This is a genomic window from Enterovibrio calviensis DSM 14347 (assembly GCF_000621165.1).
Taxonomy (GTDB): domain Bacteria; phylum Pseudomonadota; class Gammaproteobacteria; order Enterobacterales; family Vibrionaceae; genus Enterovibrio; species Enterovibrio calviensis.
The window spans coordinates 282,783-308,827 of sequence record NZ_KK211218.1; the positions used below are offsets into that span (position 1 = coordinate 282,783).

The 26,045-nt window shown below is 48.6% G+C and carries 23 protein-coding genes and 4 tRNA genes; 4 read left to right on the forward strand and 23 right to left on the reverse strand.

The genetic code is table 11. The features are described from left to right. Window positions 1-73: 73 nt before the first annotated feature. From Q365_RS0122450 to purU, 7 genes are all read right to left on the reverse strand, one after another. Entirely contained in the window at window positions 74-1,075 is a 1,002-nt protein-coding gene (locus Q365_RS0122450) for an Ldh family oxidoreductase (protein ID WP_028025469.1), read from the reverse strand. 49 nt (window positions 1,076-1,124) lie between these two features. Then, complete coding sequence (locus tag Q365_RS0122455; protein ID WP_028025470.1) at window positions 1,125-1,712, reverse strand: aminomethyltransferase family protein; 588 nt, start codon at window positions 1,710-1,712, stop codon at window positions 1,125-1,127. 1 nt (window position 1,713) lies between these two features. Further along, window positions 1,714-4,623, reverse strand: a complete 2,910-nt coding sequence (locus Q365_RS0122460; protein WP_028025471.1) for a 2Fe-2S iron-sulfur cluster-binding protein — start codon at window positions 4,621-4,623, stop codon at window positions 1,714-1,716. After that, the gene (locus Q365_RS0122465) at window positions 4,620-4,937 is read right to left on the reverse strand and encodes a sarcosine oxidase subunit delta (RefSeq protein ID WP_028025472.1); all 318 of its coding nucleotides are present in this window, start codon (window positions 4,935-4,937) and stop codon (window positions 4,620-4,622) included. Before Q365_RS0122465 ends, Q365_RS0122460 begins: the two co-directional genes overlap by 4 nt. Window positions 4,938-4,947: 10 nt before the next feature. Beyond that, window positions 4,948-6,195: an FAD-dependent oxidoreductase gene (locus tag Q365_RS0122470; RefSeq protein ID WP_028025473.1), complete on the reverse strand. Its 1,248-nt coding sequence runs from the start codon at window positions 6,193-6,195 to the stop codon at window positions 4,948-4,950. Window positions 6,196-6,271: 76 nt separating this feature from the next. After that, complete coding sequence (gene folD, locus Q365_RS0122475; protein WP_035025594.1) at window positions 6,272-7,159, reverse strand: bifunctional methylenetetrahydrofolate dehydrogenase/methenyltetrahydrofolate cyclohydrolase FolD; 888 nt, start codon at window positions 7,157-7,159, stop codon at window positions 6,272-6,274. 15 nt (window positions 7,160-7,174) lie between these two features. Further along, window positions 7,175-8,035, reverse strand: coding sequence for a formyltetrahydrofolate deformylase (purU, locus tag Q365_RS0122480; protein WP_028025475.1), 861 nt, complete (start codon window positions 8,033-8,035; stop codon window positions 7,175-7,177). A gap of 141 nt (window positions 8,036-8,176) precedes the next feature. Between purU and Q365_RS0122485 the strand changes: the two genes are divergently transcribed. Together Q365_RS0122485 and Q365_RS0122490 are read left to right on the forward strand one after the other, a co-directional pair. After that, window positions 8,177-8,932: an IclR family transcriptional regulator gene (locus Q365_RS0122485; protein ID WP_028025476.1), complete on the forward strand. Its 756-nt coding sequence runs from the start codon at window positions 8,177-8,179 to the stop codon at window positions 8,930-8,932. A 3-nt stretch (window positions 8,933-8,935) separates the two neighbouring features. Further along, window positions 8,936-9,367, forward strand: coding sequence for a hypothetical protein (locus Q365_RS0122490; protein WP_245621599.1), 432 nt, complete (start codon window positions 8,936-8,938; stop codon window positions 9,365-9,367). 114 nt (window positions 9,368-9,481) lie between these two features. Here the strand turns inward: Q365_RS0122490 and Q365_RS0122495 are convergent. The 6 genes from Q365_RS0122495 to Q365_RS0122520 form a co-directional block, all read right to left on the reverse strand. Continuing rightward, window positions 9,482-9,557 (reverse strand) — tRNA-Val (locus Q365_RS0122495). 49 nt (window positions 9,558-9,606) lie between these two features. Then, window positions 9,607-9,683, reverse strand: a tRNA-Val gene (locus Q365_RS0122500). A gap of 32 nt (window positions 9,684-9,715) precedes the next feature. Continuing rightward, window positions 9,716-9,792, reverse strand: a tRNA-Val gene (locus Q365_RS0122505). Between the two features lie 23 nt (window positions 9,793-9,815). Beyond that, window positions 9,816-9,892, reverse strand: a tRNA-Val gene (locus Q365_RS0122510). Between the two features lie 189 nt (window positions 9,893-10,081). Further along, window positions 10,082-11,104, reverse strand: coding sequence for a DUF3080 domain-containing protein (locus Q365_RS0122515; protein ID WP_028025478.1), 1,023 nt, complete (start codon window positions 11,102-11,104; stop codon window positions 10,082-10,084). Between the two features lie 132 nt (window positions 11,105-11,236). Beyond that, window positions 11,237-12,607, reverse strand: a complete 1,371-nt coding sequence (locus tag Q365_RS0122520; RefSeq protein ID WP_028025479.1) for an MATE family efflux transporter — start codon at window positions 12,605-12,607, stop codon at window positions 11,237-11,239. A gap of 259 nt (window positions 12,608-12,866) precedes the next feature. Here Q365_RS0122520 and Q365_RS0122525 point away from each other — a divergent pair, with 259 nt between their 5' ends. Continuing rightward, entirely contained in the window at window positions 12,867-13,484 is a 618-nt protein-coding gene (locus tag Q365_RS0122525; RefSeq protein ID WP_028025480.1) for a riboflavin synthase, read from the forward strand. A 101-nt stretch (window positions 13,485-13,585) separates the two neighbouring features. Here Q365_RS0122525 and Q365_RS0122530 read toward each other — a convergent pair whose 3' ends face one another. The 10 genes from Q365_RS0122530 to hutC form a co-directional block, all read right to left on the reverse strand. Continuing rightward, the gene (locus Q365_RS0122530; protein ID WP_028025481.1) at window positions 13,586-13,789 is read right to left on the reverse strand and encodes a CPXCG motif-containing cysteine-rich protein; all 204 of its coding nucleotides are present in this window, start codon (window positions 13,787-13,789) and stop codon (window positions 13,586-13,588) included. A gap of 329 nt (window positions 13,790-14,118) precedes the next feature. Then, window positions 14,119-14,769 (reverse strand): hexitol phosphatase HxpB, encoded by a 651-nt coding sequence (gene hxpB, locus Q365_RS0122535; RefSeq protein ID WP_028025482.1) that lies wholly within the window; start codon window positions 14,767-14,769, stop codon window positions 14,119-14,121. Window positions 14,770-14,868: 99 nt separating this feature from the next. Continuing rightward, window positions 14,869-15,735 carry a fructosamine kinase family protein gene (locus tag Q365_RS0122540; RefSeq protein ID WP_028025483.1) on the reverse strand — a complete coding sequence of 289 codons (867 nt, stop codon included), beginning with the start codon at window positions 15,733-15,735 and terminating at the stop codon, window positions 14,869-14,871. A gap of 178 nt (window positions 15,736-15,913) precedes the next feature. Beyond that, a complete protein-coding gene (gene hutH, locus Q365_RS0122545) occupies window positions 15,914-17,446 on the reverse strand; it encodes a histidine ammonia-lyase (RefSeq protein WP_028025484.1) in 1,533 nt (510 codons plus the stop codon). A gap of 10 nt (window positions 17,447-17,456) precedes the next feature. Further along, complete coding sequence (hutU, locus tag Q365_RS0122550; RefSeq protein WP_028025485.1) at window positions 17,457-19,151, reverse strand: urocanate hydratase; 1,695 nt, start codon at window positions 19,149-19,151, stop codon at window positions 17,457-17,459. Then, on the reverse strand, window positions 19,148-20,161 hold the full coding sequence (gene hutG / locus Q365_RS0122555; RefSeq protein WP_028025486.1) for a formimidoylglutamase: 1,014 nt from the start codon (window positions 20,159-20,161) through the stop codon (window positions 19,148-19,150). Before hutG ends, hutU begins: the two co-directional genes overlap by 4 nt. Beyond that, complete coding sequence (gene hutI / locus Q365_RS0122560; RefSeq protein WP_028025487.1) at window positions 20,154-21,362, reverse strand: imidazolonepropionase; 1,209 nt, start codon at window positions 21,360-21,362, stop codon at window positions 20,154-20,156. The genes hutG and hutI overlap by 8 nt, the downstream gene beginning before the upstream one ends. A gap of 143 nt (window positions 21,363-21,505) precedes the next feature. Next, the gene (locus Q365_RS25995; protein ID WP_051563854.1) at window positions 21,506-22,492 is read right to left on the reverse strand and encodes an AraC family transcriptional regulator; all 987 of its coding nucleotides are present in this window, start codon (window positions 22,490-22,492) and stop codon (window positions 21,506-21,508) included. Window positions 22,493-22,599: 107 nt separating this feature from the next. Then, on the reverse strand, window positions 22,600-23,532 hold the full coding sequence (locus tag Q365_RS0122570) for an alpha/beta hydrolase (protein ID WP_028025488.1): 933 nt from the start codon (window positions 23,530-23,532) through the stop codon (window positions 22,600-22,602). Between the two features lie 199 nt (window positions 23,533-23,731). Next, window positions 23,732-24,436, reverse strand: a complete 705-nt coding sequence (gene hutC, locus Q365_RS0122575) for a histidine utilization repressor (protein WP_028025489.1) — start codon at window positions 24,434-24,436, stop codon at window positions 23,732-23,734. Window positions 24,437-24,734: 298 nt separating this feature from the next. On the opposite strand from hutC, the gene Q365_RS0122580 reads away from it, so the two are divergent. Beyond that, entirely contained in the window at window positions 24,735-25,943 is a 1,209-nt protein-coding gene (locus Q365_RS0122580) for a glycerophosphodiester phosphodiesterase family protein (protein WP_028025490.1), read from the forward strand. The last annotated feature ends 102 nt before the right edge of the window (window positions 25,944-26,045 follow it).

Here is a 26,045-nt window from a genome sequence, read left to right on the forward strand (position 1 = left end):
GTATGCATACGCGAGGTGTTGTCGGACTTTATCAATCTATGTTTTGGTTTTAACTTCCATCAGATCGTACCTCTTATTTTGACGTTAGTGACGAAGGACCTTCGGATAACGTTATGGCTAAGTTCCACAAAGATTCAGGTACATCAACCTCAGTCAGCTCGTTAATATATTGCCCAGGCAAACGGGTTCCTTCATCTTGTGAGACCAGATCAGCGACTTGCTGACAGCGTTCATAGAAGTATTCCGAATTCGCGGGATCAATCACCAGAAAGTACTGACCAAGATCGTGCGGGTCGCCGTTGGTCGCTTTTAATGGTTTAACAAACTGAGAGGCAATGCCGCCAGTGAGACCTGCTGTCAGCAATTCTGCCATCAATCCAAATCCCCAGCCTTTATATCCGCCAGCGGATACCAAAGAACCGGCCAAGGCTTTATGTGGGTCAGTGGTGGGGTTGCCATCTTCATCCAGTGCCCAGCCTTCAGGAATGCTTTCGCCCGCTTCTTTCGCCATGGTGATTTTTCCCAAAGCGACAACCGTGGTGGATTGGTCAAACTGCATGGCAATGCCGCCATCGCCGTCTGGCACCGAGAAAGCGACGGGGTTGGTGCCAATGGTGCGTATTTTCCCGCCAGGTGGGGCAACGATGGGGGAGGAATTGGTAAAGCCAATCGCGATAAAACCACGGCGAGCAATCTGCTCGGTGAAATAGCCGAGTGATGTGCATGTGTGACTGTGGCCAATCGCCAGCGCGGCAATACCGTTATCTTTGGCAGCATCCATCACCGTCGGAAATGCACGAACAAAGGCTGATTGCGCAAAACCAAATTTGGCATCAACCTGAACCACGCCGGGTTTTGGCGTTGTAATCACAGGTTCTGCGTCTTTAGAGACACGCCCTGAGACTAACTGCTCGCAGTAACTTTGTAGGTAGTAGAGACCACAAATTCGATTCTGTCTGGATTCATTCTTTGCGACAGCAAGTGCGACAGATTCTGCGATCCAAGGTAACGCGCCGTGCTTTTCCAATGCGGTTTTACAAACCTCATGGACCTCCGAAATGGTAATCGTTGGCATACTTACTCCTTTAGAATATGTCGCTTAAATCAGGTGTCGTTCTCACGGCCTATTGAAACTCGTGCGCTGCATCATCCAATGCGTCCCATAAATACGCAGCACTAGAAATATCGCTCAGGATCAGAAAACGTGTTTGCTTGAGATCGCTATTTGATACGTTGACCACGACAGATGAGACACGGGCGACTGATGTTTGTGCGATGTAACCGGATGGAAACGCGCTGGGTTGGAGATCCACCGCGCAGACTTTGGCAAACAACTGAGGACATTGGTCGCCTGTTAGAACGAACATTGCAGCGCTGTGCTGGCAATATAAGCGGGTTACTTGTTGATGGCTCGTCGCGGCTTTTTCCATGTTGAGCATGAGGTCGGTGTGTTGATTCTTGGCATCAATGATCCAGTATTCGGTGAAGCCCAACCTGAATACCCACAAGCCGTTGTCCATTTCCGTTGCTCGGTTTGGCTGAGGGGGAAGTGCTATGCCGTGATCAGCCAAAAATGCTGCGGTTTGCTGTCCTCTGAATCCGATGCGGTTTGTGGTGGTCGCATCGTAGAAAGAAATGGAAGACAGCTGGTGGTTTTGGTCAATGCTGCTGTTTCGACGCTCTGGTTGTGCGCTGACTAAGAATGAAAACATACTAATTGACCTCCTGACGTGTGCCGTCTGGATCATAGAAGGGAAGAGGCACGACTTCGGGCCATACTTCTTTGCCATCGATACGGATTGGGAACAGTGTGCCGGGTTCCTGCTGATCAATACCGACAAATGCGAGACCAATGTAAGCATCCAGCGTTGATGAAAAATCACAGGAAGTCACATTGCCCGTGATATTCGAATCGTGACCGGCTTTGTCTAGCACCAAATGGCCTTCTTCGGGTTTCGCCGACGATTTATCCAGCTTAAAGCCCACCAGCTTTCGTGTTTGCTCTCGACGCATAACGATATCAACAGAGCGTGAACCGACATAAAAAGGTTTGGCTTTGGCGATTGCCCATCCTAACGACAATTCGCCGGGGTGCGACATGCCATCGGTGTCTTGTCCAACAATGATATGGCCTTTTTCTAGACGAAGCAGACGCTGAGCTTCGACACCGAAGGGGCGCATGTCAAACTCTTCACCTGCTGCCATCAACAAGTCCCAGATTTTGAGGGCGAACAGCGTCGGCATGTGGATCTCGTAGCCCAGTTCACCCACAAAACCCACACGCGCAAGGCGAACGGGCATCCCAACGATGTGTCCTTCTCGATAGAAGAGATAAGGGAATGCATCGGGGGCGAAATCCACGTCAGAACAGACTTTTTCAAGCACTTTTCGGGCGAGTGGACCTGCAACATTCACGGCAGAAAATGCTGACGTCACGTTGGCAATGTCGACATCTAATCGCCACTGAGCATTCCACTTTTTCATTTCACGGTAAACCGCATCAACACCGCTGGTGGTCGCGGTGACGTAGTAATGATCTTCCGCAATTCGGCACGCCACGCCATCGTCAACGACCACGCCTTGTTCATTGGTCAACACGGCGTAACGTGTTTTCCCAACAGGCTGCTTAACAAAGGCGAAGGTGTACATGCGATTGAGAAATTCAGGCGCATCGGGGCCGTAAACTTCAATACCACCGAGCGTGCTGACATCGATGATGCCAACGTTTTGTCGAACCGCTAATGCTTCTTCTTGGATCAATATATGGCGCTGGCTTGGCTCGCCATAATATGCAGGTCGACGCCATGCTCCTGCGGGCATGAATTGTGCGCCGAGAGCCTCGTGTCTTGCGTGCATCGGTGTAAGGCGCACCGGGTTAAATATTCTGCCTGCCAGATAAGCGAGCTTTTCAGGAATGAAAGGCGGCCGCGCCGTGGTTACGCCCGTTTCGCTGACGGTTCTATCTGTGGATTCCGCGACCAAACGCGCAGTGGCAAGCGCGGAATGACGGCCTTGAGACGGCCCCATGCCTACCGTAGAAAAACGCTTAACGAGTTGAATATCGCGATAGCCTAAACGCGTTGCATTGATGATGTCTTTGGATTGAAGGTCTTCATCGAAATCAACAAAGTCTTTGCCTTTAGGGTGAGGGAAGATAGGCCAGGCAAAATTTGTGGGTCGGTCACAGGTGATCATGTCTCCAACGACATCTGCCAAGCCAAGATTGGCTAAGCAGTTTTGCGCCGCACTTTCCCCGTCAGCTAATACTTTATCGAGCGCATGAATGCCATTCACCGATCCGGCGATATGGAGATTCTCTGGCAGATTCTTCAGCGTGAAGCGCGCTGACGTGTCGTTATAGGTCAATTGTGCGCCCGCCTGACAAAGCAGTTGGTACGTCGGCATGTAGCCTGAAGACACACAGAGAAGATCACACGCGATGGTTGAAATGCGTTGCGCGACATCGCCGTTATCATCGAGAGAATATACCTCGACAGAGGAAAGGTGGTTGTTGCGGGCTTGCGCTTCGTAAACGGTTGCCCCCAAAACGACTGGGATCCCTAACGCTTGCACGGTATTGACCAAATCAGCACATCGTTGGTTCTGACGCATGTCGACGATCGATAAAACATCAACACCTTGTTGTGCCAGTTCGATGGCTGCAAGGTAACCGTCGTCATTGCCTGTTAACACCACGGACTTGTTGCCCGGCTTGATGGCGTAATGCTTCATGAGCCGCATGGCGGCGCTGCAGAGCACAATGCCGGGGAAGTCATTGTTTCTGAATACGACGTGTTGTTCGAATTCGCCAGACGCCACGATGCACTGCTTTGCTCTGACTTTGTACATGCGGTTGCCAGTAAGAACGGGCAAATAGTTGTCGGTGAACCACGCGTTACACACAGCATCCGTTAATACGCGGATCTTGGGGTGATCGTTGACGCTTGAGCGAAGGGCGTTAAGCGTGTCATCGGCTATTTCGCCGTCAACATCGAAACGGTGATAGGTGAGTGCACCGCCTAACTGCTTGTTTTCATCGACGAGCAAGACCTCTGCACCGCCTTGTGCGGCGGTAATGGCAGCGTTCAAACCAGCAGGGCCAGCGCCGACGATCATGACGTCGCAGAACAGATAAGCTTTGTCATGATAAGTCGGTTCGAATTCGAGGTTTGCCTTCCCCAATCCTGCCTTTTTGCGGATCAGCGGTTCCCACTTGTCCCAAATGCCTTTCGGCTTATAAAAAGCACGGTAGTAAAAACCTACTGGCATAAACCGTCCGACTTTTTCGAGTAAGGCATCTTTATCGTTTTCCAAAGAACCGCTGTAGTTTTGCCCCATGACCGTTGGTGCGTGTGAAATATCGACGCGATCGGCCAAGACATTGGCTTCGTCGGGAAGTTGAACCAGCGTATTGGCGTCTTGACCTGCCATGGTTAATGGCCCACGAGGTCGGTGGTATTTGAACGATCGCGACATTAGCCATTGGTCATTTGCTATCAAAGCACTGGCAATAGTGTCGCCTTCATAACCAAGATAGTGTTTTCCTTCAAACTCAACGCTGATGGTTTTATCGCGCGAGATCAACGAGCCCATCGGCGGAGACAATCGATTATCATCAATCATGATTGTGCTCCTTTCTCTTCGCCGCTTTCCTCATCAGCATCGAAATCGACTCTTTGTGTGAATATTTCACTGGGATCATAGGTTCGAATAATCTCGTCTGAGGCGGTGTGTCTTTCGGCAATAAACCAATAGCCAGAGGCGCTATGAAACCACCACTCTTTGACGATTTTGATGGTGTTGTCTGAATAAAAAACATATTCCGCCCACGCTTTGGCTGAGCAGTTTTTATGATCAGGCATGACTTTCACTTCGCCGCCGTAGACAAATTCATTGATGTTTCTTGGGCCGTTCAAGGGACAGGGCATTATCTTCATATCACTACTCCTAATGGCTCGCGGCCGTGGCCCCCATTTCGTTGACTTGTCGGAATGCGTCGAACCTGTCCATCGAAAATGGTGCGATCAGATCAGGCACTTTCCCGCCAGACGCGACCAATTCCGCCATGGTTTTTCCGCAGATCGGCGTGGCTTTAAAGCCCCAGGTTCCCCAGCCTGCATCCAAGTAGTAATTGTCGACAGGGCTCAGCCCCATGATCGGGCTGTAATCACTGGTCATATCTGTGGTGCCCGCCCATTGGCGTAGCAATTTGAAATTGGCCATGAAGGGGAACATTTCTATCGCGCTGGCGATCAGGCTTTCCTTCAAATCAAGTGTCGAGCGTGTGTTGTACAACGGATAAGGATCTGAACCGCCGCCGAACACAATTTCACCTCGCCCCGTTTGCTGCACATAGCAATGAAGGGCAGAAGAACTGACAAGCGGATCGAGGAAAGGTTTGACGGGTGTGGTTACCATGGCTTGTAGCGGGTAACTGGTCAGCGGCATTCTAAAACCTGCCATGGCTGCAACAATCGAACTGTGCCCTGCAACGGCTTGAACAACCGCGCCACAACCGACGGTTCCGCGGTTGGTTTCGACCGACACGACTTTCCCATTTTCGGTGTTTATGTTTGTCACTTCGGTAAGCTGGTGCAGCTCAACGCCGCGTTGTGTCGCACCTTTCGCATAGCCCCATGCGACGGCATCATGCCTTGCGGTCGCGCCATCCATGTGCCAAAGACCGGCAAGAATAGGAAGATCTGCTGGGTTCATGTTGAGGGTAGGGACAAGCTCTCGAATCTGCTGGGGATCGATAAGTTCCGTGCGTCCGCCAAAATGCTTGTTCACTTCGGTGCGTTGTCGGAACGATCTAACCGTGGCATCGGTATGCGCCAGTGTGAGCTGACCACGTGAGGAATACATGATGTTGAAATCAAATTCGTTCGAGAGGTTTTGAAATAGCTTCACGGACTCGCTGTAAAACTTCACGCCTTCAGACGTCAGGTAGTTTGAGCGAATAACGGCTGTGTTTCTCGCGGTGTTACCGCCGCCAAGGTATCCCTTCTCCAAAATAGCCACGTTGGTAATGCCGTGATACTTGGCGAGGTAATACGCGGTTGCGACACCGTGTCCGCCGCCGCCAATGATGACCACATCATAGTGGCGTTTGAGATCGGTCGGGACAGGCAAGTCCATGTCGTTCTCAAAGGGATAGTCATTGGTAAGACCATATTTTAATAATGAAAAAGGCACTGTACGTTCCCTCGTTACAATCCGTTTATTGGTTATTTGGACGAAAATTGCTTGGTTTGACTGTGTACTTTGAGGCCTACATATCGCGCTGCTTTGCGGCTGTAAGTGTGTTCTTGATTAAGCAGGCAATGGTCATCGGGCCAACGCCGCCCGGCACTGGGGTGATCGCGCGACACTTCTCAGCCACGTCTGCAAAATTGACATCACCAACCAGCTTTCGCTTACCGTCGATGTCAATGGCGTTGATGCCCACATCAATCACCACGGCACCCGGTTTTACCCAGTTCTTATCTACCAGCTCTGCCACGCCAACCGCAGCCACCAAAATGTCGGCTTGTCGGCAAAGCGCTTCGGGCTCTAGCGTTTTTGAGTGAACAATGCTGACGGTGCAGTTAGCTTGAAGGAGTAGGTTCGCCATCGGTTTCCCGACGATGTTAGAGCGCCCAATCACAACCGCGTGTTTACCAGACAAGTCACCCATTTCTCGATTGAGCATCTCCATACACCCAAGCGGTGTACACGGAACGAGTTTGGCTTGTCCTGACGACAAAAGCCCCACGTTGACAGGGTGAAAGCCATCAATGTCTTTGGTCGGGTCGATCAGATTGATAATGCGCGCTTCAGAAAGGTGTTGAGGTAAGGGGAGTTGCACCAAAATGCCATGAATATCTTCGCGCTCGTTAAGTTCCACGACCACGTCTTCGAGTGTTTTTTGCGTGCAGGATGCATCGAGGTGTTTTACCAGTGAAAACAGCCCGGCCTTTTCTGCGCATCGGATTTTATTGCGAACATATATGGTACTTGCGGGGTCTTCGCCCACCAATACCACAGCAAGCCCCGGCTGCGAAAGGCCTTGTTGTATCCGTTCGTTTACTTCCTGTGTCATTTCCTCAATCAATACATCAGCCAGTTGACGACCATCAATAACCTTTACTGGCGTCTCTGTCGGCGTCTTTATTTGCATGGCTACCTCTGTCGGTTATTGGAATACAACGGTTTTGTTGCCGTACATAAAGACACGGTGTTCTAAATGAAGTCGAACCGCTTGTGCGAGGGCGATGGTTTCAGTATCGCGCCCAACGGCAACCAATCTGTCAGAGGAATAAGTGTGACCAACGGGTTGAACACTTTGTTGAATGATCGGCCCTTCATCAAGATCTGACGTGACATAGTGCGCCGTCGCGCCAATCAGTTTGACGCCGCGAGCGTGCGCTTGGTGATAAGGCTTCGCCCCTTTAAAGCTTGGCAGAAAAGAGTGGTGAATGTTGATTGCTTTGCCGTGCAGCTTCTTACACAGGTCATCGGATAGGATTTGCATGTATCGAGCGAGAACCACCAACTCGGTTTGTGTTTCTGCCATTACGTCGAGCAGCGCGGCTTCTTGGCGCGGTTTATTTTGCGCGGTCATGGGCAACCAAATGAATCGAATGCCGGCACGTTCGACCATGGGTCTGAGATCTTTGTGGTTGGACACCACGGCGGTGATTTCCATCGGCAACTCACCATTCTCGTGACGGTACAGCAGGTCTTTGAGGCAATGGTCGAACTTACTCACCATGATTAACACACGCGTAGGGGCGTCGGCATCGAAGAATTGCCAATCCATGTTGAAGCGGCTGACCTGTGCTTCGAAGCCTTCTCTGATGGTGTCTAATTCCACATCCGGTGATTCGATGCGGCAGACGGCGCGCATGAAAAAGTTTTGGTTCTCTTCATCATCAAATTGATGCAGCTCAGAGATGTAACAGCTCAAACCCGCCAGATAGGAAGTGACTGCAGCAAGAATGCCGCTGGATGCATCACACGTTGCTTTGAGAATAAATTCCTTTGAATCTGGCATGTTTCGTCCTGTTTGATTGCTGGAGATATGTTCACCTTAATAAGTGAAATAACAGAAAATTAACAATCAAGTTGGACATCTCAGTAAAAGAACCACATATTTTATTCAAATATGAAATTTTCATTTACTGATGAGAAAAACATGAGCAAGGCAGACTATCAGGTTCAGTCACTCGCGAGAGGGCTGGAAATCATCGAAATGTACGACGCGGAACGCCGGATCCTCAGCACCCATGACTTTGCTGAGAGATTAGGCGTGAGCCAATCGTCGATTTACCGCATTGTTCAAACCTTGATCGATAAAAACTACCTGCGGAAAGTGGCAAGAAATGCCTATACCATCGGGCCACAAGTGGTGTCTCGCGGATTTTCGTATTTAGCGGGGCAGAATTTGGTGGATGTTGCCGCCCCTCACTTGCAGCGGCTCAGGGATGAAACCAGTATTTCTTGTCACTTGGCAGTAAGGGATGGGTTGGAAACCCTGTATATCTATCGCGCTCAGGCGTCTCAAAGGCTGTCGGTGAATATTCCTCTGGGAACACGGCTTCCTTGCCACACGAATGCAATGGGGCGCATCTTGCTGCAACAGCTCAGTGACATTGAATTGAGCGCTGTTTACCAAACCATTCAACTGGATGTGTACGCCAAACCCAATCCTCAAACGTTTCCTGAACTGAAGCACCTTATTGCAACAGAGAAGAAGCAGGGTTTCGCATTCTCACGCTCAGACAATGCAACGGCCATCGCCGTGCCGATCACGGATTATCTCGGAAAGATCATCGCCGCCATCAACATATCGGGCGCAGAACAAATCATGGATAAACAGCATCAATTCGAGGCTGCCAAAACGAGCCTATTGAACACCGCCAAGGCGATTTCTAATGAGGCGGCAGGCTAATTCATGGATAAATTAAAGTCGACGTTAACTTTGGCACTTATTGCGCTGACTTCAGGCATTGTTTTCTCTGAAGAGGTATCGATAGAAAGGACGAATGAAGCCAGAAATAGTCTTAAAGACTATGGTTTGGTTTCTTGTCTTATCGCTATCGAGCCGAGCAGTGTACTGGCGACAGATCTTGGATACATAAAACGTTCACTTTCTTTTATGGGGAAGGGGAGTTATTCAATCGTTCAAGATGAAGATACGTTTGAGATTAAACATGATCCTTACTCAGAAACCGTCGTGTTCATGCTTAAAGAGGCGAAGAAGTCAGTTGGCTATATGAAAAGCGGAGAGACTTCGAAAAGCATTGGCTGCTTCAAGGTTTATCACTCGATAGCTTTTGATGCATTCATCACTGAGCAGGATGCCTATATCATGGTTAACCGGTAGCGTTATGGGTGAGATTATATTGCAGAGGATTATGAGGATAGTTGCAAATAGGGCTAAGAGGAATTGCAATAACCGGAAAAGCAAAAAGCCTGCTCGAAAGCAGGCTTTTTAATGTGGTGGGCGATACCGGGCTCGAACCAGTGACCCCCTCCTTGTAAGGGAGGTGCTCTCCCAACTGAGCTAATCGCCCGAATAATCGCGATTGGGATTCTCTAAAAGAGAGTGCGATTATTGGAATTTGGTGGGTCTAGGCAGACTCGAACTGCCGACCCCTGCCATGTCAAGGCAGTACTCTAACCAACTGAGCTATAGACCCAAATTCTGATTCCATCCTGGTTAGGGAAGGAATGGTGCGTCCGGGCAGACTCGAACTGCCGACCCCTGCCATGTCAAGGCAGTACTCTAACCAACTGAGCTACGGACGCATTACATTGTTGCTAGGAAAGCTTGGTGCGTCTAGGCAGACTCGAACTGCCGACCCCTGCCATGTCAAGGCAGTACTCTAACCAACTGAGCTATAGACGCATCGTTTGCTGAACTTCAGCGAGGCTTTCCGTGAAAGCGGGGTGAATATTAGCGAGTAGGGCGAAGGCGCGCAAGCGTAAAACCCGACTTTTTTGCGCTTCTGCGTTCGTTTGATGCTTTGGTGAGCAAATTGCTCTCTCTGTGTGCATCAAAGCACAAGTAATTGGTTTCACGAAAGTAACGCGTGGTCTATTTTTTGATCGAATGGCCGATTTCTACGTGGCATCGCGCAAAGAGGGTTTGCCAATAACTCACGTGATCTTTGACAGAATCTTGAAAATTTCGGTAATGCTCACCACCGAAATAGGCGTCATTGAAGTCAGATGAGGGTGAAGTCGTCGATAAATGTTGATGAAATGCATTAAGTGAAGGCTGAACATCGAGATAAAGACTGTTTATTTTGGACAAATATGGCTGAACTGCGCCAATGAAAAACGTATCAAACACATTTCTCATGTAATTGAGCCGAGTTTGATTTCGATTAGCGCCGCATATGACCAAGGCATCATCGCGTTTTAGTTGTTGTGTAATGGTGTTCAGCCAACGCGTCGTCTCATCCATAGAATAAAATAGTGCGCCGAGGTAACGCTGTTTCTCAATGGGTTCTTGAAGAGCCACCACGTCCGTGTGAGTCATGGGTGTATTGATCGCCTTTGAGTATTTCTCGATAGCGAGTAAGGCTTCACTGTGAGGAAACGGCTGTCCAGGCGCGATTAGTGAGGTACTCGGAGGCGTCAGTTGTTTTCTCCATGCCTCGCTGCCTATTAAGGTATTCCAGTAAACCAGTGGGAGTTGTTCCTCCTTCTGACTTTGAACCTCTTTTAGTACATCCGACAAAACGGGGTCTTCAATCATGCCTAAACATGTCGCTAACGTGTTGATTAGCCGTATCTCGTAGTCCAACTGGTGAAAGGCATCTTGAACCTTGCCTAAAATGGAATTTCGATCAGCAATCAACTGGAACAAACCGCACTGCCTGAGTTCGTAAGCATCGAGCAGACCCATGCGCACATCACCAATGGGCAAAACGGCATCGCGCTTTCTAGGCAGTGCAATAGCGATAGAGTCTTGAAGGGGGACGGGGTCAGTGTCGACGACGTTGGCGAGGCGTTGCTGATAGGTGGAAAAGGACTCTACAGCGGGATCAGTGCCAAAGCAGCCAAACAGACTGAGTACGAGTAGTGTACCGACAACTGATCTAAGTATCTTCAAGCAGCCTGTTTCCTTTTTGATTCCCTCATGTGGGTTGCTACGAAGTATATGAAAAGGACGATCGAAAATCGTGTGACAGAAAGAAAAATCCCGACATGACGTCGGGATTTGAGAAGTAAGGATCTTAAACTGTTATTTCTCTGCCATTGCCAACTGGTAGGAGTCGGGTTGCTTACGAATCCACTGCAGTCGCATACCTAGCATGATAGCTGCAGAGGTTAAGCCGATAATAATACCAATCCAAAAACCGTAAGCCCCCATAGGCTCAACGATCCAATCAGTCATACCCAACACGTAACCCATAGGTACGCCCAATATCCAGTATGCGATAAAGGTACGTTCGAAAATGGCGCGCATGTCTTTGTAACCGCGCAGTGCACCGGCAGCGACAACTTGAATCGAGTCAGTGCATTGATAGATAGCAGCAAGCAACATTAAGTTTGCTGCCATAGCAACTACCTCAACATTGTCGGTATACAATCCAATAATCGATTCACGGAAGACCACAGTCAGTGCTGCGGTGATAATCGCGCTGCATAGGCCAATAAGAATGCCTAATTTTGCCGCGCGCGCAGCACCTTCGATTGAACGCTCGCCCAATTGGTGGCTAACACGAATACTGACCGCAGTCGCCAAACTCATTGGCAACATAAACACCATAGAAGAGAAGTTAATCGCGACTTGGTGTGCAGCAACAACGGTAGAGCCCAATGGCGCAATCAAAAGTGCAATGACAGCAAACAAGGTCACTTCAAAGAAGATGGCTGCAGCAACAGGAACACCCAGTTTGAAGATTCGCCAAAGCGCTGAGACATCTGGTTTGCTGAAACCGGTGAAAGCTTCCACACGGTTAAGGCGTTTGTTAATTTTGATGTAAAGAAGCATTGCTGCCAGCATCAGCCAATAAACGATGGCCGTTGCGACGCCACAACCCACACCACCTAGCTCTGGTGCACCGAACTTACCGTAAACAAAGATCCAGTTCAGGGGAACGTTTGCCGCCAAGCCAATAAAGCCAATCACCATCGCAGGAACGGTGAGTGACATACCTTCAGCTAGGTTTCGTAATGCTTGGAACAATAAGAAAGCAGGCACAGCCCAGCTCACTGCATGTAGATAACCGATGGTTTTCTCCGCAAGAGCAGGTTCAACATCCATATAGTTGACGATATGGCCAGCATTGATCAGAACTAGGATGATAGGCACCGACATGATCAATGCCATGTAAATACCTTGCTGAACTTGAAACGGAATTTTGCTTTGACGGCCTGAACCATGCAGTTGTGCAATGATTGGTACCATGGCGAGCAAAATGCCAATACCAAATAGTATTGAAGGTAGCCAAATACTGGATGCCACCGCAACCGCAGCCATATCGGTCGCGCTAACGCCGCCAGCCATGACGGTGTCTACAAAACCCATAGAGGTTTGCGCGAGTTGCGCGATAAAAACAGGGATACCCAACTTGATGATGGATTTGGCTTCTAGGCGGTAATTTTGCACCTATAACTCCGAAATAAAAAGGAAGCAGAAAAAAGGACAGCGCATTATACGTTCGTATAGATATTGGGCAATCAATACTACGGGTAAACTACAAAATATTCACATATGGTGCCGCATCAAGTGAGTAGCGCCGAGCAAGATGTTGTTTTAGTAATGATTACCGAAATTGGCTGAATGCTTTGTGTCTGTTTTCAGACTTACATACACTGAGCGCTAAGAGTTTGAAATACAGATTTGAAATACAGATTTGAGGGTGGGTATGTTTACAGGAATTGTTCAGGCAACGAGTGAAGTTGTACATATTGACAAGAAAGTGGACTTTCAAAGCCACGCTGTTCGTTTTACGAAACCGCTGTTGGATGGATTGGCGCTTGGTGCGTCAGTGGCGCATAACGGTTGCTGTTTAACGGTGACCAAAATTGAAGGCGATTTGGTGTGGTTTGATTTAATGCAAGCGACACTCAATTTGACCAACCTTGGCGCAGTGAAAGCGGGCGATAGCGTCAACCTCGAAAGAGCAGCAAAGTTTGGTGATGAGATTGGTGGGCATTCGATGTCCGGACACATTATGTGTACTGCAGAGGTCGTGAAGGTGATCGATTCGCCTAACAACCGCCAAGTATGGATGGAGTTGCCAGAAAACATCACAAAGTATGTTTTTGACAAAGGCTATATTGGTATTGATGGTATTAGTCTGACCGTTGGCGCTGTCAATGGTCAGCAGTTTTGTGTCAATTTAATCCCCGAAACCCTCCAACGCACGAATATGGGGTGGAGAAAAGAGGGTGACAGCGTAAACATTGAAGTGGATCCGCAGACGCAAGCTGTTGTGGACACTGTCGAGCGCGTGTTGGCGGCAAGAGAAACGGCAAGCTAAACTAACGAGATTCAATCTAATAACGCATTGAGTTATTGAATATTAAAGTGAAAAAGCCAGCGAACGCTGGCTTTTTTAGTTTTATAGGTGCGCCGTCACTATTAGAAAATTTGCTCGTCGTCTGCATCAACGAATAAGTTAATGGTCTTGTGCAGTGAGTCTATCTGTAGGTTAAGGTGAATGGCATTACAGCATGCGGGGCAGTCATCATAAAATTCTTGGTCGCCGCCACTCGTATCTAACGTAATTCGAATCTTGTGCCCACAATGCGGGCAGTCGATTCCTCTCTCTGTATAATTTTGCATGTCCAACTCCCTATCTGAACTGCGAGCTTTTTAACATGAAGGTAAAAAGGTAGCTGTTCCTTCAACCTTTCACGTGTTCCCATTCTAAGAAGTGAAGAATCTTTGCTCAGTGAAATAAGGTCAAACTATGACCCGAGGCCAACATTTACGCTAAGGCATTCAGTTGCATGATGGTTAAATGCAAAAACATAATGTGGTTGAAGTGGTATACGTAAGAGGATGTTTCAGGGTGTGTGTGGTTTTGTCGAAATGCGATCGGGATTGGAATAACGGATGAATAAGGGGCGAGATATAAAAGAAATCTCGCCCTTTGCGTCAACAAATTGGTCTTATTTCGTCAACATTTCGGCGGTTAATTCGTTTAGCGAGTTAAGTTTCACATCACTGATTACCCAACGTTCTTGATCTGCTACCAGGTGCTCTGGGACAACGACGGTGCGCATTTGCGCAGATTTAGCAGCAAGTAATCCCGCAAAAGAATCTTCAAAAGCAATACAGTTTTCCGGTGAAATACCGAGACTATCTGCTGCATTCAGATAAACCTCAGGGTGGGGTTTACCGTATTTCAAATGTTCAGCGGAATGACAGTGCTCAAACCATGTTTCTAATTCAAGCGCTTTCAATGTGGTTTCAATCAAACGAAGTGGTGACGAAGACGCCAATGCTATACGCAGGTTGGCTTCTTTACATAGCGTCAGTGCGTGGATTACACCTGGCATAATCGGTTTGTGAATGGCAACAAGCTCGATCACTTTGTCCAGAATCATCCCACAAACTTCATCGCAAGTTGGGCCTTGCCAACCTTGGGTGTCAAAGTAATGCTTAACGATTTGGTCAATACGAATGCCAGTGGTGTCGATTGTGTCTTGTCGGGTAATGTTGATACCAAGTTCACTAAACACAGCCAACTGTGCGTCTTGCCAAAATGGCTCTGAGTTAACGAGCAGGCCATCCATATCAAAAATTGCAGCTTCAATCATTGGAAATATCATCTTCGAAGGGGAAAAAACGCGCACACAGCAAAAGAGGGCGCTTAACGCCCTCAATCTAATGCAACTTATCGCAACACGTAAATGACTTTATTCGGTTAATGCCAGTTTGTTGAGCAGTGCTTCAGTTTCTTCCAGATAATGCCCCCCAAAGAGCAAGCAGTGGTTGATCATGTGATACAGGTTGTAAATATCTTTGCGAGATTCAAACCCTTCGTCGAGTTGCCAAACTTCGTTGTAGCCTCTGTAGAATTCGTCTGGGAATCCGTTGAACAGGAGGCTTGCTGCAATATCCACTTCACGGTCACCCCAATAGCAGGCTGGGTCAAACACGACAGGACCATTAACGGTAGTCGAGGCGTTGCCTTTCCAAAAGTCACCATGTAATAGGCTTGCTTTGGGTTGGTGTCCGTTCAATCTTTCTTTTACTGCATCAACAATGGCATCTACATCGCCAAACGACATGCCACGTTCTTCAGCCAGTTTTAACTGCCAGCCAATTCTATGGTCAGCAAAGAAATTGGACCATTTCCGATGCCAACTGTTGCGTTGTTCGGTTGTTCCTATGTAGTTATCAATATCGAAGCCGTATTCCAACTGCTCTCCCCATTGATGAAGCTTCGCCATATCTCTACCCAGCAAATAGCCACTTTCAGAATCCAGTGGTTTCATTGGTAAGTAGTCGAGCACCAACACCGCTTTCTCTTTGATGACACCCATATAGATGACTTGTGGCACGGAGACTTCGCCGCTATTGGCAAGGTGTCTTAGCCCTTCAGCTTCAGCTTCATAGGTGGGGAGATTTTCTCGGGAGTTGATTTTGACGAAGAAACGCATATCACCGCTACTTATGACATAGCATTCATTGATGTCTCCACCATCAATGGGCATTTTTTCTTCGACTTCAAACTCCTGTCCTAGCGCAAGCGTGAGCTGAACAGAAAGGGAGTGCCACATAGAAACACCTCTGAATAAGACTAAGAAAATTGGTGAGATAACAAAATAGTAGCGCAATATGACGAGAGTGAAGTGTGGCTAACCTAACAATATATGATAGATGTTCGGTTTTTGTACAAAAAACACCGAAGCCTTTACGGTTAAGGCCTCGGTAAGACAATTGAAAGCGATTGAACGCTTAGATGCTCGGCAACAATTTCTCGGGCAAATATTTGTTGTGGCTGGCTTCTAATAGATGCAGGTTGGCTCTTTCAATGTCGGGAGCGAAGTAGCGATCTTTGTCATAGAAGTCGACATGTGCTCTAAGCTCCGCTTTGATTTGCTCAATCTTCGCTGTGCTTTTGAGCGGGGCACGAAAGTCTAACCCCTGACAGGCCGCCAGTAGTTCAACAGCCAAAATGCCTCGCGTATTTTCAGCCATTTCTGTTAGTCGGCGTCCTGCGAACGTAGCCATAGACACATGGTCTTCTTGGTTAGCCGAAGTAGGTAAGCTATCAACCGACGCGGGGTGAGCCAGTGTTTTGTTTTCGCTGGCAAGCGCGGCGGCTGTGACCTGTGCAATCATAAACCCACTGTTTACGCCGCCATTGTCGACCAAAAATGGCGGAAGCTTGCTCAATCCGCTATCAATCAGTAGCGCCATTCGACGCTCTGAAAGACTGCCGATTTCTGCTATCGCCAAAGCGAGATTGTCAGCCGCCATGGCAACAGGTTCAGCATGGAAGTTACCGCCTGACACAATATCGTCGTCATCGGCGAAAACCAGCGGATTATCAGACACTGAGTTAGCTTCAATTTCGAGTACTTCAGCGGCAGAGCGAATTTGTTGTAAACATGCCCCCATGACTTGGGGTTGGCAACGCAGCGAGTAGGGGTCTTGGACTTTTTCACAGCTTTGGTGACTGCTGCCAATCTCGCTCTCGTCTTCTAAGAGATAACGATAGGCTGTCGCAGCATCAATTTGGCTCACGTGTCCGCGAACATGGTGAATGCGAGGGTCGAAGGGGCGACGGCTACCTAACGCCGCTTCGACGGATAAGCTGCCACAGGCCGTGGCTGACGCATAAAGATCTTCTGCGGCGAACAAGCCTTCGAGTGCAAATGCGGTGGAAGCTTGTGTGCCGTTTAACAATGCTAGCCCTTCTTTTGGCCCTAGGGTAATGGGAGAGAGCCCCGCGATTTTTAACGCCACTGCCCCAGAAATGATTTCGCCTTTGTGTCTGGCTTGTCCTTCACCCAATAAAACGGTGCTCATGTGCGCAAGCGGGGCAAGATCGCCCGACGCGCCGACGGATCCTTTCTTCGGGATACACGGATAAACCTCGGCGTTGACCAATGTCGCAAGTGCATCAACGACAGAGAAACGAATGCCTGAGTATCCGCGCGCAAGGCTATTAATTTTGAGTACCATCATTAAGCGTACAGTTCTGTCGTCCATCAATGCACCAATGCCGGCAGCATGTGACAGCACGATGGAACGTTGAAGCGTTTCCAGATCTTCGGCATTAATTCGTGTGTTGGCGAGCAGGCCGAAGCCAGTATTGATGCCATATACCACGCGCCCCTCTGAAAGTACCTTTGCAACCGTGTCGATGCTGGCTTGCATTTGCGCTTCGACACCGTTTGCAAATGACAGTTGAACACCTTCACGGCTAATAGCGCGTATTTGCTTGACGGTCAATTCACCCGGGGTAAGTGTCAATGAGTTCATGATTATTCCTTTACTTAGACACAGGGACGTTTGGGATATCAAGCAGCGGTAAATCCAGCTGCTGTTCTTTCGCGCAATTGATCGCGATGCCATAACCCGCATCGGCATGACGCATCACGCCTGTGGCTGGGTCATTGTGCAATACGCGCCCAACACGCTGCGCTGCTTCGTCGCTGCCATCACACACAATCACAACGCCAGAGTGTTGAGAAAACCCCATTCCCACGCCGCCACCGTGGTGGAGTGAAACCCAGGTTGCTCCCGATGCCGTGTTCAGTAGTGCATTCAACAAAGGCCAATCAGACACGGCGTCTGAACCGTCAAGCATGCCTTCAGTTTCGCGGTTTGGGCTAGCTACCGATCCTGAATCCAAGTGGTCGCGACCAATGACAATGGGCGCTTTCAATTCGCCATTTTTGACCATTTCGTTGAACGCCAAACCAAGGCGAGCACGATCTTTTAAGCCAACCCAGCAGATACGAGCAGGCAGACCTTGGAACTGAATGCGCTCTCGTGCCATATCAAGCCATTGATGAAGGTGTGGGTTGTCTGGGATCAGCTCTTTTACCTTCTGGTCGGTTTTGTATATATCTTCAGGATCGCCTGAGAGTGCCACCCAGCGGAAGGGGCCAATGCCTTGGCAAAACAATGGGCGAATATATGTTGGAACAAAACCCGGAAAATCAAAGGCGTTTTCTACACCTTTTTCCAGTGCCATTTGGCGTATGTTATTGCCGTAATCTAATGTTGCTGCTCCGCGACTTTGCAATGTCAGCATGGCGTTTACTTGTTCAGCCATGGAAGACTTTGCAGCTTCTACGACGCCGGCTTCATCTATCTTTCTCTGTTCAGCAGCATATTCCATGCTCCAACCTTTCGGCAGGTAGCCATTCAGAGGGTCGTGCGCGGATGTTTGGTCTGTGACTACATCTGGCGTGATTCCGCGCTCAACCAGTTCTGTGAAGACATCAGCGGCATTACCCAGCAAGCCAATTGAGGTGGGTTTATTGTCGTCAATGGATTGCTGCAGCAGTGATAAAGCGTCATCGAGGTTGACGGCCTTTTTGTCGATGTAGCCTGTACGAAGTCGATAGTCGATACGGCTTTCATCGCAATCAACCGCAATCATTGAAAACCCTGCCATGGTTGCTGCGAGGGGTTGCGCGCCGCCCATGCCGCCTAAGCCGCCCGTGAGAATCCAGCGGCCTTTTGCGCTGCCACTGAAATGCTTTTGGGCAACCGCAACGAAGGTTTCATATGTTCCTTGAACAATGCCTTGTGAGCCAATGTAAATCCAACTGCCCGCTGTCATTTGTCCATACATCATCAAGCCTTGCTTATCGAGCTCGTTGAAGTGTTCCCAGTTTGCCCAGTGCGGTACCAAATTCGAGTTCGCAATCAGCACGCGTGGCGCATCTCGATGCGTTGGAAACACACCGACAGGTTTGCCGGACTGAACCAACAGCGTCTCGTTATCTTCCAATCGGGTCAGCACTTCGATGATCTTATCGAAGCATTGCCAGTTTCTTGCCGCTCGCCCGATACCGCCATACACCACCAGCGCATGAGGGTGCTCGGCCACGTCAGGGTGAAGGTTGTTCATCAGCATTCTTAACGCGGCTTCGGTCAGCCACGATTTGGCAGTCAGCGTGGAACCTGTTGGCGCGTGAATCGCCCGAGAAAGATCTAAACGAGGGTCATTCATTGCATCACTCCTTTTGCAATGTGGCTTGTGGGTTGCGATAGGCTGTGTGTGATTGTCCAAACAAGGCGTGCAGCCAATCGTGCTGTATGGTTATCAATATCAAATGATGGGTTTAGCTCGGCAATGTCAGCGAGTGTGAGCTTTCGCTGTCCATGTTCGTTGCAGGTTTGACAGATCAGCCGGACAAGATGTTCTACGATGGGAAAATCGACGCCGTGCACAGCAGGGGCACTCACTCCGGGCGCAACGCTGGCAGGGAACACATCCAGGTCGATGGTCAGATATATCGCATCTAGATCCGCCATAAACATTGCTAACTGGTGGGATATGTCGGCTAAGCGATAGGGCTGACATTCAATGTCTTCCACCGTCAGTACGTTAAGTTCTTTGGCCTTAGCGAACAGCGCTTGGGTGTTACTAGATCGACTGACGCCAAGACACGCATAGTGAAACGGCCAAGCATGTTGTTGGCAATAATCAGCAATTTGAGCAAAAGGCGTGCCCGAGCTGCCATCTTGAGACGAACCCGAGGGCGTTCTTAAATCAAAATGGGCATCGAAGTTAATAATGCCTATGCGAGGTGGCGAAGAAGCGTTGAGCTGCACAAAGTGTTCAGCTAAACCTTGAAAGCTTCCCCATGCAACCTCGTGTCCGCCACCAAGAATCAACGGAAAGTGTTGATGACTGAGGGCGTTACAAACATGTCCGGCAAGGTTGGCTTGTGCGCTTGCGAGGTCATTATCATCGCAGCGCACATCGCCTGCGTCATAGATATTCATTGTATTGTGATGCCAAGGAAGATTGGCCAGCATTTTTCTTATCTCGACGGGGGCGTTTTGCGCACCGACACGGCCTTTGTTACGCATGACGCCTTCGTCGCTGGCAAAGCCCATTATCATCACACCAGAGGGAGTGCCGTCTTCCATTGGTTGGATCTTTTGATGGAAACGTAAACCTAGATCGCCATCTTCATCGTCACGACGACCTTGCCACACTGTCTTGTCAATCATGGGTCTTCACTCCTTTAAGATAACGAGAGTGAAGCGGGGAGAGCCCGATTTGATAGCTCAACTCGGCCGGTGAACCAAGATTCCAAACAGAAAAATCAGCGTCAAAGCCCACCGCTATTTGTCCTTTTCGATGCAATCCTGCCGCCTTAGCTGCATGCCTTGTCGCGCCATACAGGGTTTCTTTGGGGGTTAAGCCAAACAAGGTAGACGCCATGTTCATCATCAATGTGAGGCTGGCGAAGGGCGATGTGCCGGGGTTGAAATCTGTCGCGACGGCCATTGGTACTTGATGGGCGCGCAGCAAATCAATGGGCGGCTTTTGGGTTTCACGTAAGAAATAGAACGCCCCCGGGAGCAATGTAGCAACCGTGTTATGTTCGGCGAGGGCTTTAACCCCGATCTCGTCGAGGTATTCGATGTGGTCGACAGACAATGCGCCCATGCTCGCGGCCAGCGCACTGCCTCCTTGGTTTGATAGCTGCTCTGTGTGGCCTTTGATGTTTAAGCCATGTTTAAGTGCGGATTCAAATACACGTGCCATTTGTGCTGGTGTAAATGCCATGGTTTCGCAAAACACATCGACTGCGTCGGCGAGGCTTTCTGCTGCTACGCTAGGGATCATCTCATTGCAGACAAGCTCAATATAGGCGTCTGCGCTGTGTTGATATTCGGGTGGTAAGGTATGCGCTGCCAATAGCGTGGTTGTTATGTTTATATCGACGTGTTCAGAGATTGCTTTGGCGGCTCGCAGCATTTTCAATTCATCAGCGACCGTCAGGCCATAGCCACTCTTGATTTCAATGCTTGTTACGCCGTCACTTATCAGTGCTTTTGCGCGAGGAATCGCCAACTCAATTAGGTGCTCTAGAGAGGACTCCCGTGTTGCTTTCACCGTGGAAAGAATGCCACCACCTGCACGTGCGATATCTTGATAGGACGCGCCATTAAGTCGCTGCTCAAACTCTTTTGCTCGATTACCCGCAAAGACAAGGTGAGTATGTGCGTCAATCAGCCCCGGTGTAACGAGTCGATTTTCCAGCGAGCAGCACTCAAACCCATCAATTGATAGGCCTCTTCCAACCGCGATAACTGTGCCGTTCTCGACTGCAATCATGGCGTTATCAAGCACTTCAAATCCATCTGCTTGTTCAATGTCGGTGTGCATTGAGACTAATCGGCAGTGGGTGAACATCCTTCTCATCGCGCACCTCTTTAGTGTATATACAAATGTATAGACAAATGGCGAGGCGTTTTCAAGATGCTAAGTGATCAAGTTGTGACCGCAGGTGTAAATATAAGTGGCCGGAAAGCATTTTTGTGGCATCAAAACACAGTATTGCAGGGTTAGGTTCGTTGGCAGCGGTAGGCGAGTGGCGTGATCTTGTTTCTTGCTTGGAAAGCTCGGAAAAATGACGTTTGCGCCTTGTAGCCGAGCAGAAAGGAAATTTCGGCAAGGTCAATTTTTGAGTATTTGAGGTAATACTTTGCGAGGTCATCTCGCAAGCTAGCGAGAACGGCATTGTACTGGGTGTTTTCGTCATTTAGTCGACGTTGTAACGTACGGCGGCTAACCGCGAGATAACGACTGGATGCATCAATAGAGAAGTCATCCGCTGGGATTGTTTTTGCGAGAAGACGACGCACTCTGGCAGTAAAAGGCTGGTAGTCACCGTCAAGGATTAGCGCATGCTCGAGCTGCGATTCTAATGACCGCCACATACTGTCACTGACGGTTAAAAATGGCTTATGAAGATCGGCATGATGAAAGGTGATGCTATTGGTTTTCCCAATATCTATTGGAACGCCAAAAAATGCTTCGTATTCACAACTATTCATGAGTGGCACGGTTGATTCAATCTTGTGCGGAATAACATGGTCTCGTGTTCCCATTCTCGCGAGATGAACAAAGAAAGCCATTTCCAGCTCAATAACTGCATCAGGAATAGGTTGATGATCGGGAAGGCCCGAGAGCTGGATGCGTGTGGTCATGTCCGATTCGTTTATTTCTAGCGTCATCGGCCCAATCAAGGGTTTGAAACGAGCGAGTCGATGCAGCGCCTGAGAGAGATTAGCACTGCAAAGCGCGGCATAAAGTGGTGGGCTAAAGGTTTCAGGACGGAGATGCGCCACAATGCTAAGGGCATAAGCCGAGGTTGCGTTGTTATTGCGTAGGTTTTCCCAAAACGCGTAGTAATGCTCAACGCTCAACATGATGTTTTCTGATTGACCTAGCGATGTCATAAACGGAAGTGGGTGGAAAGACCCTTCAACATCGTGATTGAGGTCTTTCAGAAGTAGTAGCCAATTAATGTTGAGTTTAAATCGCTTCATATCGTCTCTTTCGTTAATGACTCTTTTTACTATAGAAGAGAAGACGCAGAATCATGCCGAATCACAGTATCTGTTTGATTCGGCATGATGGTTTAGGGAATCTGGCTTTAGTTGGCTTTCAAGAATGTAGCGAGAGCATTAGCAACGGGTTCGACATTTTCCTTGCGCCAGTAAATATCAAAGTGTCCTTGTCCTTCCAACATGAACAAGGCTTTCGGCTCGGACGCTTTTTCATAGAAGTCTTTACTGTTGTCTACCGTATAAGCCTCAGAACCGAGAGCCATAAACATTGGGATGTTATCCATCAATGGAATGACGTTGAACGCGGAGAAAGTGAGTATGGCTTCTGCGCCATAAAGGTTGAGTTTGTTTTGCCAATTGGCAGATTCAGCACCGGGATGACCAGGAAGATAATAGCCTCTCATCCCGTTGGCGATGGGCAGCACCTCGTTACTATCGCTTTCTGGAACGGGCGAGAAGTATGTGTCGACCCCGTTTTCAAAGAAATCCTGTCTCGCTTTGCTGGTGCCACTGAGGTAGTACTCGCGAAGATTGGCGACCGTTCCGAACGCCGCGATGTTTTGTTCCGCGGCGTTAAGGTAAGGGCTGATCATACCGACAGCTTTAACACGCGCATCCAATGCGGTGGCGTAATATGCGTAGCCTGCTCCCATACAAATACCGACATTGAAGAGCCGTTGGGTATCGACCAAAGATAATGTCGAGAGGTAAGAAACAGAATTCTTGATGTCTTCCACCACCGAGTAGGGATTTTCCACTTGAAGGTGCGCACCCTCGCTGTCACCAAAACCTCTGGCATCAAACGCGAGTGTGATAAATCCTCTTTGGCTAAGTGCTTCGGCATAAACCTGAGCAGTTTGCTCTTTTACACCCGTCCCCGGTCTGGCAATGACCATGGCAGGAAGTGGAAGGTTGCTTTCTACTTCTTGAGGTATATACAAAAGTGCAGAAAGTGTTTCTCCTTCACTTTGAAAGGAAACAAGGTTTTTGCCTACTTGTAGCTCATCTACGTTGGTCATACGGCTAACTCCATACTTACGTTATCGATCCTTCTGTGAGAGAAGGTCTTTATTCAAAGGGGTTGAACGTAAGTATTAAAGTTCCAAAGAAACGAGAGTTTCATTGCGTGCCAAAGTTAACGCAAACTGCGCCAAAAATGATGAGCTAGGATTTGGCGAGTGGCAAAGTCGTGCTTGGCTAAAGGCTAAAGGCTAAAGGCTAAAGGCTAACGCTAGCACTGAGTTTGTATCGATTTCCCGGATGAAACAGTAACGCTGAACTCACTAACTGATTTTCGCTCCACGTGCGTCGATGCAATAACAAGCACGGCTGGTCGGTATCAATTTTCAGCAGTATCGCAATGTGTTTGGGGGGTAAAATGGCTTCTACCGTGTGCTCTATGGTGCCGAGTGGACAGTTGGCCATGAGGTACTGATTCGGCGTGATGAGAGAAAAATCTTGCTTGAGGTAGTCAGGCGCAAACGCAGGGTTAATCCACCGCAGCTCAACTTGAAGCGGCACGTCATCGGCGTAATGAACAATTTCACTTTTGTAGACATCACTGCCAAGCATAATGCCTAGCCGCATTGCGACATTTTCGGATGCGCTGACTCGTCTGAGGGTAATGATTTCGCTGTGATGGCGTCCACCTCGCTCAGTGATTTCTTCCGCGATGTTGCGGATCTCCATCAGAGGGCTTTCGACTTTGCGCTGGCACACAAAGGTACCTAAACGCGGTGTGCGCTCCAGCCATCCTTCATTGACCAAATCTCTGACGGCTTTGTTGACCGTCATCCTGCTAACAGAAAATTGGTCACAAAGTGCAGCTTCAGTAGGGACTTTTGCACCTACAGCCCATTCTTTTGATTCGATCTTCTGAATCAGAAAGTCTTTAATTTGCTGGTAGCGGGGGGATTTGGTCATAACGTCGCAACATCAATTCGTATATACAATTAATAATTAACGAACTTTCTATGAAAATCAAGAATGAACGGGCTTTGATTAGCCGAACCGTAAATAAAATAAATGAGGTTCTGTTTTATTTCTAAGAAGTGACTAGAACCAAATACAATCCGTCAAATTACTGTATTAAAACGTTCATTATTACTAGACAGACTTTAGTCAGTTACAAGGATCGTCTTTATCGCTTGGATGTAACCTCAGGCTCATCGCCAATTTCGATGCTTTGGAACACATCTTCCCACTATTGGAGTTATGGATAATGAACATTGTTACGACGTTAGGTTTACTCGCCTCTATTTTTGTTGCTAATGGCGCATTGGCATCTGACGACTATTCAATTGGCCCTCGGCCTCAATTTCTTGTGCTCGACATGGATGATGGCGCGCTTAAGCAAAAATTGATGAATTGCTTGGACCAAACGGCAAAGAAAAGCGATTTTTCGATTGGCCATCGCGGTGCACCCTTGATGTTTCCTGAGCACACAAAAGAGTCCTATATTGCTGCCGCCAAAATGGGGGCGGGCATTGTCGAGTGTGACGTGACATTTACCAAAGACAAAGCCTTGGTTTGTCGTCATTCTCAGAAAGATCTTCACACGACAACAGATGTTCTGGCTCACCCAGACTTGGCGAGCAAGTGCAGTGTGCCTTTTACGCCAGCAAATCCTGAAACGGGGGACAAAGCCAACGTTGAATGCCGAACGTCAGATTTTACGCTTGCAGAGTTTAAGCGTCTAAAAGGGAAAATGGACGGCGCAAATGCCATGGCAACGACACCTGAAGAATACATGGATGGCACCGCAGGATGGCGGACCGATCTTTATGCCAGTCGTGGTACCTTGATGACTCATGCGGAAAGCATCGAACTCTTTAAGACGCTGGGCGTGAAAATGACGCCTGAGCTTAAAGCGCCGGTTGTCGATATGCCCTATGAGGGTTTCACTCAGCAAGATTACGCTCAAAAAGCGGTGGAAGAATACAAGGCTGCTGGCGTGAAATCTGGGGACGTGTTTTTGCAGTCCTTTAATATAGACGATGTGAAGTATTGGATTGCCAGTGAGCCTGCTTATTCAGAACAAGCTGTATTTCTCGATGCACGAATGTACGAAGATAAGAACTGGAAACCGACGCTAGCAGACATGAAGGCGATGAAAGCGTCTGGTGTCCAGTATATTGCGCCGCCTATGTTTGCGCTGGTGGATTTAAATGAAAAAGGCCAGATTGTTCCCTCTGAGTATGCTGAATTAGCGAAAGAAGCAGGTCTGAACATGATTACATGGACACTCGAACGTTCAGGGCATTTAGGAAATGGTGGCGGTTGGTATTATCAAACCGTAAAAGACGTCACTGACAACGATGGCGACATGCTCAAGTTGCTAGATGTGTTGGCAAAAGATGTGGGCGTGAAAGGGGTGTTCTCCGATTGGCCTGCTACCACAACCTTCTATGCAAACTGCATGGGGCTATGAGCATCAAGACAAAGGGAATTGGAAAGTAGAAAAAAAACTGGTCTCGACGATAGGCTCGCGAGACCAGAAACTACAGCATTGCAACATCACATATCATTACGC

Coding starts and splice junctions, on each gene's coding strand:
- hutI (WP_028025487.1), bottom strand. CDS start 21,362: ATGAGAAGGATGTTCACCCACTGCCGATTAGTCTCAATGCACACCGAC.
- hutG (WP_028025486.1), bottom strand. CDS start 20,161: ATGATTGACAAGACAGTGTGGCAAGGTCGTCGTGACGATGAAGATGGC.
- Q365_RS0122490 (WP_245621599.1), top strand. CDS start 8,936: ATGGATAAATTAAAGTCGACGTTAACTTTGGCACTTATTGCGCTGACT.
- Q365_RS0122530 (WP_028025481.1), bottom strand. CDS start 13,789: ATGCAAAATTATACAGAGAGAGGAATCGACTGCCCGCATTGTGGGCAC.
- hxpB (WP_028025482.1), bottom strand. CDS start 14,769: ATGATTGAAGCTGCAATTTTTGATATGGATGGCCTGCTCGTTAACTCA.
- hutU (WP_028025485.1), bottom strand. CDS start 19,151: ATGAATGACCCTCGTTTAGATCTTTCTCGGGCGATTCACGCGCCAACA.
- purU (WP_028025475.1), bottom strand. CDS start 8,035: ATGCCAGATTCAAAGGAATTTATTCTCAAAGCAACGTGTGATGCATCC.
- Q365_RS0122450 (WP_028025469.1), bottom strand. CDS start 1,075: ATGCCAACGATTACCATTTCGGAGGTCCATGAGGTTTGTAAAACCGCA.
- Q365_RS25995 (WP_051563854.1), bottom strand. CDS start 22,492: ATGAAGCGATTTAAACTCAACATTAATTGGCTACTACTTCTGAAAGAC.
- Q365_RS0122460 (WP_028025471.1), bottom strand. CDS start 4,623: ATGATTGATGATAATCGATTGTCTCCGCCGATGGGCTCGTTGATCTCG.
- Q365_RS0122455 (WP_028025470.1), bottom strand. CDS start 1,712: ATGTTTTCATTCTTAGTCAGCGCACAACCAGAGCGTCGAAACAGCAGC.
- folD (WP_035025594.1), bottom strand. CDS start 7,159: ATGCAAATAAAGACGCCGACAGAGACGCCAGTAAAGGTTATTGATGGT.
- Q365_RS0122485 (WP_028025476.1), top strand. CDS start 8,177: ATGAGCAAGGCAGACTATCAGGTTCAGTCACTCGCGAGAGGGCTGGAA.
- Q365_RS0122540 (WP_028025483.1), bottom strand. CDS start 15,735: ATGTGGCACTCCCTTTCTGTTCAGCTCACGCTTGCGCTAGGACAGGAG.
- Q365_RS0122465 (WP_028025472.1), bottom strand. CDS start 4,937: ATGAAGATAATGCCCTGTCCCTTGAACGGCCCAAGAAACATCAATGAA.
- Q365_RS0122570 (WP_028025488.1), bottom strand. CDS start 23,532: ATGACCAACGTAGATGAGCTACAAGTAGGCAAAAACCTTGTTTCCTTT.
- hutC (WP_028025489.1), bottom strand. CDS start 24,436: ATGACCAAATCCCCCCGCTACCAGCAAATTAAAGACTTTCTGATTCAG.
- Q365_RS0122525 (WP_028025480.1), top strand. CDS start 12,867: ATGTTTACAGGAATTGTTCAGGCAACGAGTGAAGTTGTACATATTGAC.
- hutH (WP_028025484.1), bottom strand. CDS start 17,446: ATGAACTCATTGACACTTACCCCGGGTGAATTGACCGTCAAGCAAATA.
- Q365_RS0122580 (WP_028025490.1), top strand. CDS start 24,735: ATGAACATTGTTACGACGTTAGGTTTACTCGCCTCTATTTTTGTTGCT.